This window comes from Ruegeria sp. AD2(2025) (assembly GCF_056542385.1).
The window spans coordinates 99,728-116,483 of sequence record NZ_JBQFZS010000001.1 but is presented as its reverse complement, the minus strand read 5'-3'; the positions used below and the strand labels follow the sequence as shown (position 1 = coordinate 116,483).

Sequence of the window (16,756 nt, the reverse complement as noted above, 5' to 3'; positions counted from 1 at the left end):
GGATGGGGCCAGTTGGCGCTTTGATGACAAAAACCCGGCGCTTTGTGTAGGTGCAATGCCGCGCATTTCACGTTTCCGCGACAATTCCCCGAAGAAGGTGTTTGACTAGCCCGCCCCAACCGCGCGAAACTGCGCGAAAAAAGTCAGGGAGACCAAAGGCGATGCCAACCCACGGCCAACCGGGTGGAACACCCGCATGACGGCGCTGTTGTCTGTCCGGGACCTCAGCATCGGTTTTGGCACGGGCGATGCAGTCGTCCGGAATGTCAGCTTCGATGTCGAGGCCGGGCAAACGCTTGCGCTGGTTGGCGAATCCGGGTCGGGCAAGACCATCTCGTGCCGGGCGGCGCTGCGCATTCTGCCACGCACGGCACAAATTCGCAGCGGCACGGTCCTGCTGAACGACTCGCATGGCACGGCGGACCTGACAAAGATCAGCGAACGCCAGATGCGGACCGTGCGCGGCAACCGGGTCTCGATGATCTTTCAGGAACCGATGCGGTCGCTGTCGCCGCTGCACAAGATCGGCAATCAGGTGTCCGAGGTCCTGTGGCTGCATCGCGGCGCGTCCGAGGCGCAGGCCCGCAAAGAGGTTCTGACCCAGTTCGAACGCGTGGGCTTTCCCGATCCGCAGCGGGCGTATGACTCGTACCCGTTCGAGCTGTCGGGAGGGATGCGCCAGCGGGCGATGATCGCCATGGCCATGGTCGCCAAGCCCGAACTGTTGATCGCGGACGAGCCGACAACGGCGCTGGATGTAACCACACAGGCGCAGGTTCTGGGGCTGATCAAAGAGTTGCAGCGCGAAACCGGCATGGCACTGATCCTTGTAACCCATGATCTGGGCGTGGTGGCCAATATGGCCGAGCAGGTCGTTGTCATGCACAAGGGCCGCGTGATGGAATCCGGGCCCGCCGCGCCCATCCTGAACGCCCCAGCCCATCCCTATACCAAGCAATTGTTCGATGCCGCGCCCTCGATCCCCGATCAGGACGCGGTCGGGTTGCCGATGCCCGACGAGGATCTGATCCTGCAGATGACCGGCGTGTCAAAGACCTATACCATGCGATCCAGCAAGGGCTGGCAGGCCGACAAGCTGATCCATGCCTGTCGCGGCGTCGACATGAAGCTGGCGCGCGGCAAGACGCTGGCGATTGTCGGCGAGAGCGGCTCGGGCAAGACCACCGCCGCGCGCATCGCGCTGGGGGCCGAACCTCCCGATCCGGGCGGAGAGGTGCTGTTTCGCCCAGCCCCCGACAGCGATCCGATCCGCGTGCATCAGATGACCCGCGCCGAGCGCACCGCCTTTCAGCGCAAGGCGCAGATGGTGTTTCAGGACCCTTACAGCTCGCTCAGCCCGCGGATGCGCATTCAGGACGCGATGACCGAACCGCTGGAGATTCATCGGCTGGGCAACGCTGCCGAACAACGCGACAAAGCGGCCGAGATGCTGCAGCGCGTGGGTCTGAATGCCGATATGCTGAAACGGTATCCCCATGCGTTCTCGGGTGGTCAGCGTCAGCGTCTGTCGATTGCGCGCGCCATGATGCTGGACCCGGCGCTGATTGTCTGTGACGAGCCGACCTCGGCGCTGGATGTGTCGGTACAAGAGCAGATCCTGACCCTGCTGGAAAACCTGCAGGACAGTCTGAACCTGTCTTATCTGTTCATCTCGCATGATCTGGCCGTCGTGGCCCGGATCGCCGACGAGGTCGCCGTGATGCGGCAGGGTCTTGTGGTCGAACAGGCCCCGCCCGAAACGCTGTTTTACAATCCCCACCACCCCTACACCAAGGCACTGATCGCTGCCCAGCCAGAGCCCGATATCAATCGCCCGATCGACCTGAAACTGGTCGCTTTGGGCGCGGGTTCGCCAGACAGTTGGGATGATGCCTTCCGATTTTCCGACTCCGTGGTACCTTCACTGGTAGAGATGGAGCCCGGCCATAAGGTACGTTGCCATGTTTAAGACCACTCATCGCTTGTTTCTAGCCAGTTCGCTGGCTCTTGCAGGGATGCTGCCCGCCACGGCAGAGATTCCCTCGAACCTGCAGGAAAGCCCCTTCTGGCAGTCCGAGGTCGACAGCGGCGCCCTGCCGCCGGCGGCTGAACGGGTGCCGCAGGACCCGCTGATCGTCGATCTGGGCGCCAAGGGCCGGGATTTTGGGACGCAGGGCGGCACCTTGCGCACCATGGTCACCCGGTCCAAGGACATCCGGCAAATGGTGGTCTATGGCTATGCGCGGCTGGTCGGCTTTGACCATGAATACAACATCGTGCCCGACCTTCTGGCCTCCTACGACGATGAAGATAACCGCAAATTCACCCTGAACCTGCGCCCCGGGCATAAATGGTCGGACGGTACCGCCTTCACCTCGGAGGATTTCCGCTATTGGTGGGAGGATGTGGCCAATAACGAATTGCTCAGCCCCTCGGGTCCGCCGGATTTCCTGATGGTCGAGGGCAAGCCCCCGGTCGTCAGCTTCCCCGATGAAACCACGGTGATTTTCGAATGGGAAGACCCCAACCCGAACTTCCTGCAATCGCTGGCTCAGGCCCGTCCGCCGTTCATTTACCGACCGTCAGAGTTCCTCAAGCAATATCATGAGAAATTTGCCGACGCGGAAGAATTGGCTTTTCAGGTCGAAGATGCCCGCGTCAAAAGCTGGGCAGCGCTGCACAACAAGTTGGATAACCTCTATAAGTTCGACAACCACGAACTGCCGACCCTGCAGCCATGGCTGAATGCAAGCTCGGGCAAGAAGATCCGGCATAATTTCGTGCGCAATCCGTATTACCACCGCATCGATTCCAATGGCACGCAGCTGCCCTATATTGATGTGGTCGAGATGGAGATCGTGGCCCCCGGCCTTGTCGCCGCCAAGACCAATGCGGGCGAAAGCGATCTTCAGGGGCGCGGGCTGGCCTTCCGCGATGCCTCGATCCTGAAAAAGGGCGAGGCGGGCGGCGGCTATAAAACCCTGCTCTGGAAAACCGGGGTTGCCTCGCAGATCGCGATCTATCCGAACCTGAACTTCGAGGATGAGGCCTGGCGCAATGTGCTGCGCGATGTGCGGGTCCGCCGCGCCCTGTCGCTTGCCATTGATCGCAATACGATCAATCAGGCGCTCTATTTCAAGCTGGCGCAGCCCGGTGCGATGTCGGTCCTGCCGGCCTCTCCCTTCTATGATGCAGAAAACGCGCAGGCTTGGGCGCAGTATGACGTCGACGCGGCCAACGCCCTGCTGGACGAGGCCGGGCTGACCCAGCGCGACAAGGACGGCATCCGCCTGCTGCCCGATGGCCGCCCGATGGAGCTGGTGATCGAAACCGCAGGCGAGCGGCAGGAGGTCGAGAACGCCCTGCAGATCGTCACCGACACATGGCGCGAGATCGGGGTCGATCTGGTCATGCGGCCACTGGATCGGGATATCCTGCGCAACCGGGTGTTTTCCGGCAATACCATGGCCTCGGTCTGGTTCGGCTGGGATGACGGGATTCCGCAGAACCACACCTCTCCGGCCTATCTGGCCCCGACCGATCAGGTGTTTCTGGCCTGGCCCAAATGGGGGCAGTATTACCAGACCGGCGGCGACGCGGGTGAGCCGCCCGACATGCCCGAGGCCGAACGCCTGATGACGCTGGCCCATGACTGGGAGATCGCGACCACCGACGAAGAACGTCAGGCCGCCTGGTCCGAGATGCTGGATATCCACGCACAGCAGCTTTACGCGATCGGCATCCTGAACGGCGCACCACAGCCCATCGTCGTGTCGAACCGCCTGCGCAACGTGCCCGAGCAGGCCATGTGGGCATGGGAGCCCGGCGCGCATTTCGGCATCCACCGCCCCGACGAGTTCTTCTTCGCCGACTGATCAGGAGCAGCTAAATGGTCATGCTGCGCTATGCGGTGTATCGCTTCTTCACGATGCTGCTGACACTGTTGGTGGTGTCGGTGCTGATCTTCGTGATCATCAACCTGCCGCCCGGCGATTACCTCAGCAACCAGATTGCGGAACTGCAGGCCTCGGGGCAGTCCGCGGGCGTGGCCAAGGCCGAGTTTCTGCGCAAGGAATACTCGCTGGACCGGTCCCTGCCCGAACAATACCTGATCTGGATGGGCTTCTGGCCCGGGCCGCATGGGTTCGAGGGGCTGCTGCAAGGCAATTACGGCTGGTCCTTTGAATTCGACCGCCCCGTGCGCGAGATCGTTGGCGAAACCCTGTGGCTGACCGTCGTGGTCAATCTGGCGGCAATCCTGTTCGTCTATGCCGTAGCCCTGCCGCTGGGCGTGATCGCAGCAGCCCGGTCAAGGACCTGGATCGACTACACCTCAGCATTTGTCGGCTATCTAGGTCTGGCCACCCCGAACTTTCTGCTGGCGCTGATCCTGTTCTACTATGGCCACCGCTATTTCAACCTGCCAATCGGCGGGCTCATGGATCCCTCGTTCGAGGGCCAGCCGATGAGTTGGGAAAAGCTGAAATCAATCCTGATCCACCTGATCGTACCGACCTTCGTGATCGGCACGTCCGGGGCCTCGGCCATGATGCAGCGCCTGCGGGCGAATATGCTGGACGAGCTGGGCAAGCCCTATGTCGAAACCGCCATCGCCAAGGGCATGGCCCCGTCGCGGATGCTGACCAAGTATCCCCTGCGAGTGGCCTTCAACCCGTTCGTGGCCGATATCGGCAACCTGCTACCCTCGATGGTATCGGGCTCGGTTCTGGTGTCGGTCGTACTGGGCCTGCAGACCATCGGCCCGACCCTGCTGACCGCGCTGAAAACGCAGGACCAGTTCCTGTCGGCGTTTATCCTGATGTTCGTGGCCCTGCTGACCCTGATTGGCACCATGATCTCTGACATCCTGCTGGTCATGCTTGACCCGCGCATCCGGTACGAGGGTCGCGAAGCATGACCGACAAACCCGACGACAGATATGTTGACGACGCCCCGTTCGACCCCGAAGCCTCGATCCAACAGTTGGAACGCGCGGACCTCGACGCGCCCAACTGGGTGCTGGTCTGGCGCAAGTTCCGTACCCACAAGCTGGGCCTGATCTCAGGCATCTTCCTGCTGCTGTGCTATCTGATGCTGCCCTTCGCGGGTTTCATCGCCCCCTACGGCCCGAACGACCGGAACGGAGAGCACCTTTACGCCCCGCCCCAATCCGTCAACTGGTTCCACGACGGCAAGTTCATCGGACCCTACGTCTATCCCATCGTGGCCGAGGCCGATCTGGAAACCTTCCAGTGGAAATTCGTCCCTGACACCGAAGACCCGCGCCCGCTGCGGTTCTTCTGCGAGGGGTCCGAATACAAGCTGGCGGGCCTGATCAAGTCAGACACCCACCTGTTCTGCGCCCCCGAAGGCGCCACACTGTTCCTGTGGGGCTCGGACCGTCTGGGCCGGGATGTATTCAGCCGCATTCTCTATGGCGCGCAATTGTCGCTGACGGTGGGCCTGATTGGCATCTCGGTGTCGTTCTTCCTCGGCATCCTGTTCGGGTCAATGGCCGGGTATTTCGGGGGCCGCATCGACTGGGTCATCAACCGCGTGATCGAGGTTCTGCGTTCGCTGCCCGAACTGCCCCTCTGGCTGGCCCTGTCCGCCGCCGTGCCATCGAACTGGAGCCCCGTTGCGGTGTTCTTCATCATCTCGATCATCCTCGGCATCCTCGACTGGCCCGGCCTCGCCCGATCCGTGCGCGCCAAATTCCTGTCTCTGCGGGAAGAGGAATACGTGCGTGCAGCCGAGATGATGGGCGCAAGTTCCGGCCGGGTGATCCGCAAGCACCTGCTGCCGAACTTCATGTCGCACCTGATCGCCTCGGCCACGCTGTCAATCCCGGCGATGATCCTTGGGGAAACGGCGCTCAGCTTCCTCGGCCTTGGCCTGCGGGCCCCTGCGGTCAGTTGGGGCGTCATGCTGAACGACGCGCAGAACCTTGCGTCGATCGAGATCTACCCGTGGACCGCAATCCCGATGCTGCCGATCATCGTAGTGGTGCTCGCCTTCAACTTCCTTGGTGACGGGCTGCGCGACAGCCTTGATCCCTATCAGCAATGAGCCTGCTTTCCGCCCTGCCCGCGACCGACAGCTATCAGGTCAAAGGGGCCGGAGCCCGCCCCAGCGCCTTTGCGGTGTCCGAACTGGCCACGGCCAGCTTTGCCGCCGTGGGTCAGGAATTGGCCCGGTTGATGGTGGCGACCAATCTGGCGGACAAACCACCAGAGATCACCGTCGACCACCGCCTCGCGTCCCTGTGGTACGGTTTTTCCTTCAAACCCGACGGATGGAACATGCCCAGCCTGTGGGATGCGATTGCTGGCGACTACAAGGCCGCCGATGGCTGGATCAGGCTGCACACCAACCTGCCCCATCACCGCGCCGCCGCGCTGAAGGTGCTGCAAGTCGCGGCGGACAGGGACGCCGTGACGCGCGCAATCAAGGACTGGTCCATCTTCGATCTGGAAACCGCCATCGTCGCCGAGGGTGGCGTGGCCGCCGCCATGCGTAGCCGATCCGAATGGCAGGACCATCCACAAGGCCGCGCGGTGACGCGTGAACCGCTGATTGGCTGGCACGGCCCACGCCACGTCAAGCTGCGTGACAGGCCCGAGGCCACGGCGGCACGCCCGCTGGCCGGGCTGCGCGTGCTTGACCTGACGCGGATTCTGGCGGGCCCCGCTTCGACCCGAACGCTCGCTGGGTTTGGCGCGGATGTGCTGCGCATAGACCCGCCCGACTGGGATGAACCCGGGGTGATCCCCGACATATCGCTGGGCAAGCGCTGCGCTTATCTGGACCTGAAAGGTGCAGGGGGGTTGGCGCAGTTGAAAGACCTGCTCGCCCAAGCCGACGTACTGGTGCACGGCTACCGTCCCGGCGCGCTGGACGCGCTTGGTCTGGACAAGGCCACGCGCGATCAACTGGCCCCCAACCGGATCGAGGTCACCTTGGACGCCTATGGTTGGCAAGGCCCCTGGGCTACGCGGCGCGGATTCGATAGCCTTGTCCAGATGAGCGCCGGGATCGCCCATGCCGGGATGGAATGGGCCGGGGCCGACAAACCCACCCCGCTACCCGTACAGGCGCTGGACCACGCCACCGGCTACCTGATGGCCGCCGCCGTCCTCTCGGCTCTGGCCGAGGCCGCCTCGGGCCAAACCGTAATGGACGCCCGCCTGTCACTTGCCCGCACCGCCGAGTTACTGGCAACCCTCGCCAAAAGTAGCGCGGGTGAAGACATCACCCATGCGAATCCAGCAGACTACGGTAATGACACTGAGGCCTCAGGATGGGGCCCGGGCCACCGTCTGCAACCCGCCCTGACGGTTGGCTCTGCGGCAATGATCTGGCCGCTGCCCGCCAGCAAACTCGGAACCTCAGACGCAATCTGGGCCAGCCCCTCAACCTAGCGCAGCCGCCGCGCGGCACGCGCGGCCCGGTCCAACGCTTTGGGCGGTGTCGCGTCAGCGACGCAGATCAAAGGGGCGGGAGAGCGCCCTAGCGGTCGTCACCCCCACCCGGTCCGATATCGTCCAGATAATCCTCGTCAATCGCCGCCTGAACCGCACCCGTCACCGCCTCGCGCTGCTTGGGCGTTAGGTCCTCGGCCTCTTTGTCATCGGCCAGACGCACCGTGACCTCACGGTGGGCAAAACGGATACCTTCGCGGGCGAAGAGCTCGCGGATGTCCTGATAAACCTTTTTGCGCACCAGCCACTGATCGCCGGGCTTGGTCATGAACTTGACCCGGATGATCATCGCAGAATCCTGCATCTCGATCACGCCCTGAGATTTCAGCGGTTGGATGAAATTGTCCCCGATCACCGGATCGCTCAGCAACTCCTGCCCCAGCTTCTTGATCAGCTTGCGTACCTTCTCGACATCGGTGTCATAGGTCACGCGCAGGGGCAGTTTCATGATCACCCAGTCGCGGGAATAGTTGGTCAGCACCTTGATCTCACCAAACGGAATGGTGTTCAGCGCCCCAAGGTGATGCCGCAGCTGGAAGGACCGGACCGAGATCTTCTCGACCGTGCCTTTCACATCCCCGATATCGATGTATTCGCCCTTCCGAAACGCATCATCCATCAGGAAGAACGCGCCCGAGAAGATGTCTCGCACCAATGTCTGCGACCCGAAGCCCACGGCCAGACCGACCACACCGGCACCGGCGAACAGCGGGCTGACATTGATCCCCAGCTCCATCAGCACGATCAGCGCAATGGTCACGACAACCACCGCCAGTATCGCCCCACGGAACAGCGGCAAAAGGGTGGCAAGTCGGCTTTGCCCGCCTTCACCTCCTTCATCACCCAGCTCTGCCTCGGCCCCGCCATCATCGGTTTCTTCGGCGATCTTGCTATCGATCCAGACACGGAAGAAATGGAACAGGATATAGCCGATGAACAGGATCACCATCACGTCCAGCGCGCGCCCGACCGGCAAATCCTCGCTCCAGCCGGCTTGCGGGTTCCAGATCACCACCAGCGCGTAGGCCCCGACCACAAAGGCCAAAATCCCAGCCACCCGGCGGGCGAGGTCCTCGTAGGTCAGGATCGCATATTTGCGCTTTTCGGCCTCGGGCGTGGCGGTCTCGGCTTGTTCCTCGGCTGCCATCTCGTCGGCTTCGGCGTTCAGCTCCTCGATCTTGCGATTGCGGTCAAAATACCGCTCCAGCAGATAATTCATCGCGCCATAAGCCACGACGACGGACATGAAGATCGCATAGCTGCTGGCCACGATCGGAACCGAATCCCGGACCTCAAGCACCAGATCAACCGCCAGCTTGAACCAGCTGAAGACCATGTAAACAACCAGCACCGGTGCCCAGGCAAACGAAATAAACTTCGAGATCCACGAAACCTGATCGGGCGCGCGCCCGCCACGGATCGCATTGGAAATACTGCGTGCATTGAACAGGATCATCAGAACATTGCCCAGCGCCCCGACCAGCGTCAGCCCGCCATAGACCACTGCGTAGACGTTATAGTTCAGTCCGAAATCGGCCACCCACGTCGAAAACATCACGACCGAGATGTCATAGGTCGCCAGTGCCGAGGCCCACAGGTACAACCGCTTTGCATCCCGGTCCGAAAACGGCGGCAGGCGATATTGGCTCAGGTAGGGCGACAGGATCATCCGCCACAGATCCGCAACCGTGCGCGACAGAAAATAGGCCGTGAATATGGCCGTCACGGTGAACTGGATCGAGATGTCTTCGGCCTCGCCAAAGAACAGATATCCCACGATCAACGCCATCAGCATGGCAAAAACCGTGCCACCGATGCCCATCAGGAACCGGAACACCAAAAACGGCATCTTGTCGCGAAAGCCCTGCGGGTTCTCTTTGACTCGCGCCACAACCCATCGCTTTGCGAAGCGTTTTCCGTACAGTTCGATCGACAGCCAGCGGCCCAGCAGCAGGAATAGAATGTTCCAGGCCAGCACCTCGAAATAGGTCTGGATGCGCCCGTCGGGGCTTGTCTGCCGCAGCACGTAGCGCACTTCGAAGACCGAATACGGCAGCGCTTCAAGCCGCGAGCGGACGGATTCGCGGAACTCGGAAAAGCGCTCCTGTGCCTTCATCAGCTGCGAGCCCCCAGCCATAGGGTCCGCCGCAGCCTGTTCCGCAGTCGCCCCACCCGAGCCGGGTGTCGACACCACCTGCCCGGCGCTGTCGATCACGATGACGCTGGCTCCCGCCTCGGTCGCGGAACGAATGGCCGCCGCCACATCGCCGTCCGCGGGGGCCGTCTCGGCCTCTTGCGTGGCACCGGTGGGATAGCCCGGGATAAGCGATTGCGCCGTGGCTTGGGTCACCAAAACCAGCGTTGCAGCCCAGAATGCCAGAACCAGCCCGGCCAGAATAGTCTTGTTCATGATGCGCTTCATCCAATTCGCAGTTGCGCATAAGACTACAGAACCCGCCTTGCGGGTTCAAATCTTCCCACACGCCTTCACAACATCCGGCAGCCCCCGTGTTCCCGGCGCAATGGTGGGATAAAGTGTTTCCAACCCATTGAAAATTGAATATGACCGCGTCAGGCGCAAGGGGACGGCCCATGGTGAAACGATGCGCCCACGATTTGCCGGGGAACCGGTTGTTGCCAATTGGCCATGAGCGACAGATTTGCGCAGCGACATTTGTCGCTTTTGGCAAGCGGGCACCGAACATATAGGATAACAGGGGCAAACGCGCGGATTTGCACCGGACTCTGGAACAGGCAAAGGCATGAGCCTAGGAACAGCACACGAAAAACAAGGCCGCGCGCCGCGCATCCTGCTTTACAGCCACGACACGTTTGGTCTGGGCCATCTGCGCCGGTCGCGGGCGTTGGCGGCGGCTATCACGCAGGCCGATCAGCGGGCCTCGGCGCTGATTCTGACGGGCTCACCGGTGGCTGGCCGCTTTACCTTTCCCCGCCGCGTTGACCACGTGCGCCTGCCCGGCGTCACCAAACGCGCCGACGGATCGTATGCCGCGCGGACCATCGGGATGGGCATCGACGAGGTGACCGAACTGCGGTCCAGCCTGATCCAGACCGCGGTCGAGCAGTTCGACCCCGACGTGCTGATCGTCGACAAGGAACCCACCGGGTTCCGCGGAGAATTGCTGCCCACGCTGGAATATCTGGAACATTCGTGCTCGACCAAGCTGGTGCTGGGCCTGCGCGACGTGCTGGACGAGCCCGAAGTGCTGGCCGCCGAATGGCAGCGCAAGGATGCGGTCGCCGCGACCGAGCGGTTCTATGACGAGGTCTGGGTCTATGGCCTGCGCTCGGTCTATGACCCGACACAGGGCCTGCCGCTCAGCCCCGCCGTACAGCAGCGCATTCACTGGACCGGCTATCTGCGGCGCGATCTGGGCCCGATCGGCGAGTCGCCCGAACAGCCCTATATCCTGATCACCCCCGGCGGCGGCGGCGATGGCAAGGCGATGGTCAACCTTGTCCTGTCGGCTTACGAGAAAGACCCGACCCTGTCGCCACGTGCCGTTCTGGTTTACGGCCCGTTCCTGTCGGGTGAACTGCGCGATGATTTCGAAACCCGCGTTGCCGCGCTGAACGGGCGGGTGACGGCGGTCGGCTTCGAATCCCAGATCGAGACCCTGTTTGCCGGCGCTGCTGGCGTCGTCTGCATGGGCGGTTACAATACGTTCTGCGAGGTCCTGTCCTTCGACAAGCGCGCCGTGATCGTCCCGCGCACGACCCCGCGCCTTGAACAGTGGATCCGCGCCTCGCGTGCCGAGGATCTGGGGCTTGTACGGATGCTGGACGAAACCCGCGACGGGCTGACGGCGGATGCGATGATCCGCGCGATCCGCGATCTGCCGGGGCAGCCGGTGCCATCGCAGGCCATCCGGGCCGGGTTGCTGGACGGGCTGAAATACGTCACCCACCGCGTCGATGCCCTGCTGGGTGCAGAACAAGAGCGCGCCACCGGATGACCGTCAAAGGCCCTAAGCTGGCGGTGCTGGTCAAGGGCTGGCCGCGCCTGTCCGAGACGTTCATCGCGCAGGAACTGGTCGCCCTGCAGGAGGCCGGGCACGCGTTCGACATCTGGTCTCTGCGCCACCCCACCGACATCAAGCGCCACCCGCTGCATGACCGCTTTCGCGGGCAGGTGCATTACCTCCCGGAATATCTGCATGATGAGCCCCAACGGGTCGCCGAGGCACGCGGTGTCGCCGCCCGGTTGCCCGGCTATAATCAGGCCTATCAAATCTGGCGGCACGACCTGCGCCGCGAGCCCACGCATAACCGCATTCGCCGCTTCGGACAGGCCTGTGTTCTGGCCGCTGAGCTGCCTGCACAGACGCAGGCGCTCTATGCCCATTTCCTGCACACTCCCTCATCGGTCGCCCGCTATGCCGCCATCATGCGGGGCCTGCCGTGGAGCTTTTCGGCCCACGCCAAGGATATCTGGACCTCTCCCGACTGGGAAAAGCGCGAGAAATTGCAGGCCGCCACGCACGGTGCCGCCTTCGGTGCCACCTGCACAGCCATCGGAGCCGCGCATCTGCGCGATCTGGCGGATGACCCTGCACGGGTCGACCTGATTTATCATGGTCTGGACCTGTCGCGCTTTCCGGCCCCGCCCGACCGGACGCCGCGCACGCCCGGGGCACCGTTTCACATGCTCTCGGTCGGACGGCTGGTCGAGAAAAAGGGGTTTGACCGGCTTATCCAGGCTCTGGCCCTCTTGCCGGAGTCCGTCGACTGGCACTGGACCCATATCGGCGGCGGCACGCTGAGCGAAACGCTAAAGGCGCAGGCCGAGGCTGCGGGACTGTCACAGCGGATCAGCTGGAAAGGGGCCTGTGACCAGCCCGAGGTGATCGACGCCATGCGCGCCGCCGATCTGTTCGTCTTGCCCAGCCGCATCGCCGAAGACGGCGACCGTGACGGGCTACCGAATGTGCTGATGGAAGCCGCATCCCAGCGCTTGCCCATCCTCTCGACACCTGTGTCTGCGATCCCGGAATTCATCGAAACCGGTGTGCATGGCCTTCTGTCTCAGGACGATCCCGTGTCGCTGGCTGCGGCGATGACTGACATTGCCCAAAACCCCGACCGGGCCGCGCAGATGGCTGCAGCAGCCCACGATCGCCTGATCGCCGAGTTCCGCATGGCCCCCGGGATCGACCGCCTTTCGGCCCGTCTAAGCGCCCTGTGCGATGGGGCCCTGTCCTGATGGCGCGGGTTGCCTTCTACGCTCCGATGAAGTCGCCCGACAGCCCCAAGCCCTCGGGCGACCGCGAAATGGCCCGCAACCTGATGACAGCTATCGGTGCGCAGGGCGATCTCGTCGAACTGGCCTCGCAGCTGCGGATTTATGACGGCGCGGGCGACAGCGCGGTGCAGGCCAGCCTGCGGCAGCAAGCACAGGCCGAGGCGGCGCGGCTGATCGCCGATCTGCCCGCCGATACCGACCTATGGGTGACCTACCACAATTACTACAAGGCGCCCGATCTGCTGGGGCCCGTGGTCAGCCGGGCGCGCGGCATCCCTTATGTGCAGCTTGAAAGCACGAGGGCCACCAGCCGACTGACGGGGCCATGGTCCGGGTTTGCCCGCGATGCGCATCAGGCCAGCGATGCGGCGCAGGTGATCTTTTATCACACCGCCAACGACCTGATTACGCTGGAGCGCGAGCGCTGCGGCGCGCAAATCCTTGCCGAGCTGCCCCCCTTCCTGCCGACATCCGACCTGCCCCCGGCGTCGGCCGGAACTGGCCCGATGCTGGCGGTCGGCATGATGCGACCGGGCGACAAGCTGGCGTCTTATGCCATTCTGGCGGAAACGCTGACCTGCCTGAGCGGTGCGTGGCAGCTGAACATCGCCGGGGACGGCCCTGCCCGCCCGCAGGTCGAGGCGCTGATGGCCCCCTTCGGCGACCGGGTCCGGTTTCTGGGCCAGCTTGACCGGGCCGCGCTGCAGATGGTTTATCGGGACGCCTCGGTCCTGATCTGGCCGGGCGTCAACGAGGCTTATGGAATGGTATATCTGGAGGCGCAGGCCAGCGGCGTGCCGGTCGCCGCCCAAGACCGGCCCGGCGTGCGCGACGTGCTAATGCCCTCGGACCACCCGAGCGCCGACGCTGGGCCAGAGGCACTCGCTGCGCGTATCCAAACCTTGCTGAGCGACCCCGACCGGCGTCAGAGCGAGGGCAGCCGCGCCCGCGACTACATCGCCCAGCGCCATCTCATGCCCGCCGCGACCGAGCGGTTCTGGACCACCGTCCGCCCCCTATTGGAGAACCGCCCATGACCCGCCTCGCCCTATTGCGCCACGGCCATACCAGTTGGAACCGCGCGGGCCGCATTCAGGGCCGCAGCGATATTCCGCTGGACGCCGAGGCGCAGACCGAACTTGCAGGCTATTGCCTGCCGTCGCCATGGGACGCCGCCACTCTCTGGTCCAGCCCGCTTGGCCGAGCGGTCGAGACGGCACGGCTGGTTTCCGGTCAGTATCCGCAGACTTCGGCTGCGCTGACCGAGATGAACTGGGGCGAATGGGAAGGGCAGCGCGGGGTCGACCTGATTGCCGAAGCCGGCAGCGGCTATTGCCATATCGAAGACTGGGGCTGGGATTTCCGTCCACCCGGTGGGGAGAGCCCCGCCGACCTCTGGGCCCGCATCGCGCCTTGGCTGGCGGGTCTGGAAGGCGACAATCTTGCCGTCTGCCACATCGGCATCATGCGCATCATTCTCGCAAAGGCCTGGGGATGGGAGTTCTCGGGCCCCGCCCCGTTCAAGATCAAGCGAAACCGGTTCTATGTGGTCGACCTTACCACCATGAAACCCGCCGCCGACCCCATCCGCCTGATCCCGCGTGAGGTCACGCGATGAAGGTCATGATCGTGGTCACGCATCTGCTGGGCACCGGCCATCTGAGCCGGGCTCTGACGCTGGGCCGGGCGTTTGTGCAGGAAGACCACGATGTCTTTGTCATTTCAGGCGGAATGCCAGCGCCGCAGCTCGATGCGCGCGGCCTGACCGTTCTGGGGTTGCCGCCGTTGCGCTCGGACGGCACCAATTTCACGCGGCTGCTGGACCAGTCGGGCGCGGTGGCCGGTCCGGACCACATGACCGCCCGGGTTACAGCCCTGACGCAGGCGGTGCGCCGGTTTGAACCCGATATCATGATCACCGAACTTTACCCATTTGGCCGGCGCATTTTGGCTGACGAGTTCTTGGCCGCCCTGAAAACGGCCCGGGAACTGCCGCGCCCGCCCGTCATCCTGAGTTCGATCCGCGATATTCTAGCCCCGCCCTCGAAGCCCGAGAAAGCCGCCCGCGCGGACGCTGTCGTGTCGCAGTTCTATGATGGCGTTCTGGTGCATTCCGATCCCGCCATCGCACCGCTGGAGGTCAGCTGGCCGGTCTCTCAGGCGCTTGCCGCGCGTTTGCATTACACCGGGTTCGTGGCCCCAACGGGCCCGTCGCCGCATCCCGACGGCATCGGACGCGATGAGATATTGGTCAGCGCGGGCGGCGGCTCGGTTGGGCAGCCGATCTTCCGCGCGGCCATCGAGGCCGCCCGGAAGATGTCCAGCCGGCGCTGGCGCCTGCTGGTCGGTGGACAGGATGCAACCGCCCGCATTGCCGAGCTGTCGGAACTGGCCAAAGGTGCCCCGGTGACGTTGGACCCCGTGCGCCCCGATTTCCGGCAGATGCTGCCTCTGGCCGCCGCGTCGGTCAGCATGTGCGGCTACAACACCGCGATGGACCTGCTGCAAAGCGGCACTCCGGCCGTTCTGATCCCGTTCGATGATGGCAACGAGGTGGAACAGAGCCTGCGCGGGCAAAGCCTGTCGCACCTGCCCGCGATTGAGGTTCTGCCGAGCCGGGATCTGACGGGCGCGACCCTTGCAAACGCGTTGACGCGGGTGATCAAAGACGGGCCGCGCGACCCGCTGACCAATGCCTTCGACGGTGCGCGGCAAACAGTCCGGATTGCCACCGATCTGCTGGAGGCCAAGCGATGACGCACGACTGGCAGCCCCTGCTGACCGAACTGGACCGCTGGCGGGCTGAAGGGCTATCGCTGCCTCTGTGGTGGCGCGACGATGATGCAATCACCGTCACGCCGCATCTGGAACGGCTGACTTCCCTATCGGAAAGGCTCGATCTGCCTGTGCATCTGGCCGTGATCCCCCGGGATGCCGTCTCGACCCTTGCGGCATATGTGGCAGATCACGCGCACCTTGTCCCAGTGGTGCATGGCTGGGCACATCATAACCACGCGCCTGCCGACGAGAAAAGCGCAGAGTTTCGCCTGCATCGTCCCACCGCAGCCATTGTTGAAGACGCCCGCTTGGGTCTCTCGCGTCTGCAGGGCCTGTTTGGCACGCAGCTGCGCCCGATGTTTGTGCCTCCGTGGAACCGGATCGCGCCCGAGGTGGCCGCGCATCTGCCCGACCTCGGGTTTCGCATCTTGTCCACCGCCAAGCCCCGCGCGACCGCGCAGGCCGCGCCGGGGCTGGAGCAGATCAACACGCATCTGGACCCGATCGACTGGCGTGGAACACGCGGATTGGCCGATCCTGCACGCCTGATCGCGCAGACGACGGACCTGTTGCGCGACCGGCGCGAAGGCCGCGCCGACAACGCCGAGCCCTTCGGCATATTGACCCACCACCTTGTCCATGATGAAGACATCTGGACCTTTACCCATGACCTGCTGCGCCGATTGCTGGACGGCCCCACGACCGTCTGGACCGCGCCCACGACCTCAAGGAGTGCCCCATGAGCCGACTGGATTCCATGCTACGCCGCCTGACCGCGCAACGCGACGGGCTGAACTGGGCCGCCCAGCAGATCAACGGCCAAGATGGCGACGTTCTGGACATGGGGCTGGGCAATGGCCGCACCTATGATCACCTGCGCGAGATCCTGCCCCAGCGCCGGATCTGGGTGATGGACCGGGTGCTGCAATGCCATCCGGACAGCACCCCTCCGCCCGAAGATTTCCTGCAGGGCGAGGCCGAGCCCATGCTGCAAAAGCTGGCGGAACGGGGCCCGACAATCGCATTGGCGCATTATGATTTCGGGCGGGGGATCAAGCATGAAGACGTGGCCGAAGCCGCCCGCCTCAGCCCCCTGATCGCGCAGGTGATGCGGCCCGGCGCGTTGCTGATCTCGGGCCAGCCGCTGGAAGGGTTCGCCCAGATCAAAGGCCCCGAGACCATCGCCCCCGACCGCTATCTGTTCTATCGCGCATAGCGGCGGCCAAGCAGGAGG

Annotated in this window: 13 protein-coding genes; 12 read left to right on the top strand and 1 reads right to left on the bottom strand. The window is 63.8% G+C overall.

Going from position 1 to position 16,756, the window contains the following annotated elements; all coding sequences use genetic code 11:
• The first annotated feature begins 196 nt into the window (after nucleotides 1-196).
• The 5 genes from ACR1XV_RS00530 to ACR1XV_RS00510 are packed head-to-tail and all read left to right on the top strand — an operon-like array spanning nucleotide 197 to nucleotide 7,421.
• Nucleotides 197-1,969: an ABC transporter ATP-binding protein gene (locus tag ACR1XV_RS00530; protein WP_480528309.1), complete on the top strand. Its 1,773-nt coding sequence runs from the start codon at nucleotides 197-199 to the stop codon at nucleotides 1,967-1,969.
• Nucleotides 1,962-3,875 (top strand): ABC transporter substrate-binding protein, encoded by a 1,914-nt coding sequence (locus ACR1XV_RS00525; protein ID WP_480528308.1) that lies wholly within the window; start codon nucleotides 1,962-1,964, stop codon nucleotides 3,873-3,875. The genes ACR1XV_RS00530 and ACR1XV_RS00525 overlap by 8 nt, the downstream gene beginning before the upstream one ends.
• Before the next feature lie 14 nt (nucleotides 3,876-3,889).
• Nucleotides 3,890-4,918 (top strand): ABC transporter permease, encoded by a 1,029-nt coding sequence (locus ACR1XV_RS00520; RefSeq protein WP_480528307.1) that lies wholly within the window; start codon nucleotides 3,890-3,892, stop codon nucleotides 4,916-4,918.
• Complete coding sequence (locus ACR1XV_RS00515; RefSeq protein ID WP_480528306.1) at nucleotides 4,915-6,069, top strand: ABC transporter permease; 1,155 nt, start codon at nucleotides 4,915-4,917, stop codon at nucleotides 6,067-6,069. The genes ACR1XV_RS00520 and ACR1XV_RS00515 overlap by 4 nt, the downstream gene beginning before the upstream one ends.
• A complete protein-coding gene (locus tag ACR1XV_RS00510) occupies nucleotides 6,066-7,421 on the top strand; it encodes a CoA transferase (protein WP_480528305.1) in 1,356 nt (451 codons plus the stop codon). Before ACR1XV_RS00515 ends, ACR1XV_RS00510 begins: the two co-directional genes overlap by 4 nt.
• 88 nt (nucleotides 7,422-7,509) lie before the next feature.
• Here ACR1XV_RS00510 and ACR1XV_RS00505 read toward each other — a convergent pair whose 3' ends face one another.
• Nucleotides 7,510-9,891, bottom strand: coding sequence for a mechanosensitive ion channel domain-containing protein (locus ACR1XV_RS00505; protein WP_480528304.1), 2,382 nt, complete (start codon nucleotides 9,889-9,891; stop codon nucleotides 7,510-7,512).
• Nucleotides 9,892-10,243: 352 nt separating this feature from the next.
• Here ACR1XV_RS00505 and ACR1XV_RS00500 point away from each other — a divergent pair, with 352 nt between their 5' ends.
• Genes ACR1XV_RS00500 through ACR1XV_RS00470 form a run of 7 tightly spaced genes read left to right on the top strand, consistent with a single transcriptional unit; the run spans nucleotide 10,244 to nucleotide 16,738 of the window.
• Nucleotides 10,244-11,458 (top strand): glycosyltransferase family protein, encoded by a 1,215-nt coding sequence (locus ACR1XV_RS00500; RefSeq protein WP_480528303.1) that lies wholly within the window; start codon nucleotides 10,244-10,246, stop codon nucleotides 11,456-11,458.
• Complete coding sequence (locus ACR1XV_RS00495; protein ID WP_480528302.1) at nucleotides 11,455-12,705, top strand: glycosyltransferase family 4 protein; 1,251 nt, start codon at nucleotides 11,455-11,457, stop codon at nucleotides 12,703-12,705. Before ACR1XV_RS00500 ends, ACR1XV_RS00495 begins: the two co-directional genes overlap by 4 nt.
• Nucleotides 12,705-13,781, top strand: a complete 1,077-nt coding sequence (locus ACR1XV_RS00490; RefSeq protein WP_480528301.1) for a glycosyltransferase family 4 protein — start codon at nucleotides 12,705-12,707, stop codon at nucleotides 13,779-13,781. The genes ACR1XV_RS00495 and ACR1XV_RS00490 overlap by 1 nt, the downstream gene beginning before the upstream one ends.
• Nucleotides 13,778-14,362, top strand: coding sequence for a histidine phosphatase family protein (locus ACR1XV_RS00485; RefSeq protein ID WP_480528300.1), 585 nt, complete (start codon nucleotides 13,778-13,780; stop codon nucleotides 14,360-14,362). The genes ACR1XV_RS00490 and ACR1XV_RS00485 overlap by 4 nt, the downstream gene beginning before the upstream one ends.
• Nucleotides 14,359-15,501 carry a glycosyltransferase family protein gene (locus ACR1XV_RS00480; protein WP_480528299.1) on the top strand — a complete coding sequence of 381 codons (1,143 nt, stop codon included), beginning with the start codon at nucleotides 14,359-14,361 and terminating at the stop codon, nucleotides 15,499-15,501. Before ACR1XV_RS00485 ends, ACR1XV_RS00480 begins: the two co-directional genes overlap by 4 nt.
• Entirely contained in the window at nucleotides 15,498-16,265 is a 768-nt protein-coding gene (locus ACR1XV_RS00475; RefSeq protein WP_480528298.1) for a polysaccharide deacetylase family protein, read from the top strand. Before ACR1XV_RS00480 ends, ACR1XV_RS00475 begins: the two co-directional genes overlap by 4 nt.
• Complete coding sequence (locus ACR1XV_RS00470; protein ID WP_480528297.1) at nucleotides 16,262-16,738, top strand: class I SAM-dependent methyltransferase; 477 nt, start codon at nucleotides 16,262-16,264, stop codon at nucleotides 16,736-16,738. The genes ACR1XV_RS00475 and ACR1XV_RS00470 overlap by 4 nt, the downstream gene beginning before the upstream one ends.
• Nucleotides 16,739-16,756 lie beyond the last annotated feature (18 nt).

Coding starts and splice junctions, on each gene's coding strand:
- ACR1XV_RS00530 (WP_480528309.1), top strand. CDS start 197: ATGACGGCGCTGTTGTCTGTCCGGGACCTCAGCATCGGTTTTGGCACG.
- ACR1XV_RS00525 (WP_480528308.1), top strand. CDS start 1,962: ATGTTTAAGACCACTCATCGCTTGTTTCTAGCCAGTTCGCTGGCTCTT.
- ACR1XV_RS00520 (WP_480528307.1), top strand. CDS start 3,890: ATGGTCATGCTGCGCTATGCGGTGTATCGCTTCTTCACGATGCTGCTG.
- ACR1XV_RS00515 (WP_480528306.1), top strand. CDS start 4,915: ATGACCGACAAACCCGACGACAGATATGTTGACGACGCCCCGTTCGAC.
- ACR1XV_RS00510 (WP_480528305.1), top strand. CDS start 6,066: ATGAGCCTGCTTTCCGCCCTGCCCGCGACCGACAGCTATCAGGTCAAA.
- ACR1XV_RS00505 (WP_480528304.1), bottom strand. CDS start 9,891: ATGAACAAGACTATTCTGGCCGGGCTGGTTCTGGCATTCTGGGCTGCA.
- ACR1XV_RS00500 (WP_480528303.1), top strand. CDS start 10,244: ATGAGCCTAGGAACAGCACACGAAAAACAAGGCCGCGCGCCGCGCATC.
- ACR1XV_RS00495 (WP_480528302.1), top strand. CDS start 11,455: ATGACCGTCAAAGGCCCTAAGCTGGCGGTGCTGGTCAAGGGCTGGCCG.
- ACR1XV_RS00490 (WP_480528301.1), top strand. CDS start 12,705: ATGGCGCGGGTTGCCTTCTACGCTCCGATGAAGTCGCCCGACAGCCCC.
- ACR1XV_RS00485 (WP_480528300.1), top strand. CDS start 13,778: ATGACCCGCCTCGCCCTATTGCGCCACGGCCATACCAGTTGGAACCGC.
- ACR1XV_RS00480 (WP_480528299.1), top strand. CDS start 14,359: ATGAAGGTCATGATCGTGGTCACGCATCTGCTGGGCACCGGCCATCTG.
- ACR1XV_RS00475 (WP_480528298.1), top strand. CDS start 15,498: ATGACGCACGACTGGCAGCCCCTGCTGACCGAACTGGACCGCTGGCGG.
- ACR1XV_RS00470 (WP_480528297.1), top strand. CDS start 16,262: ATGAGCCGACTGGATTCCATGCTACGCCGCCTGACCGCGCAACGCGAC.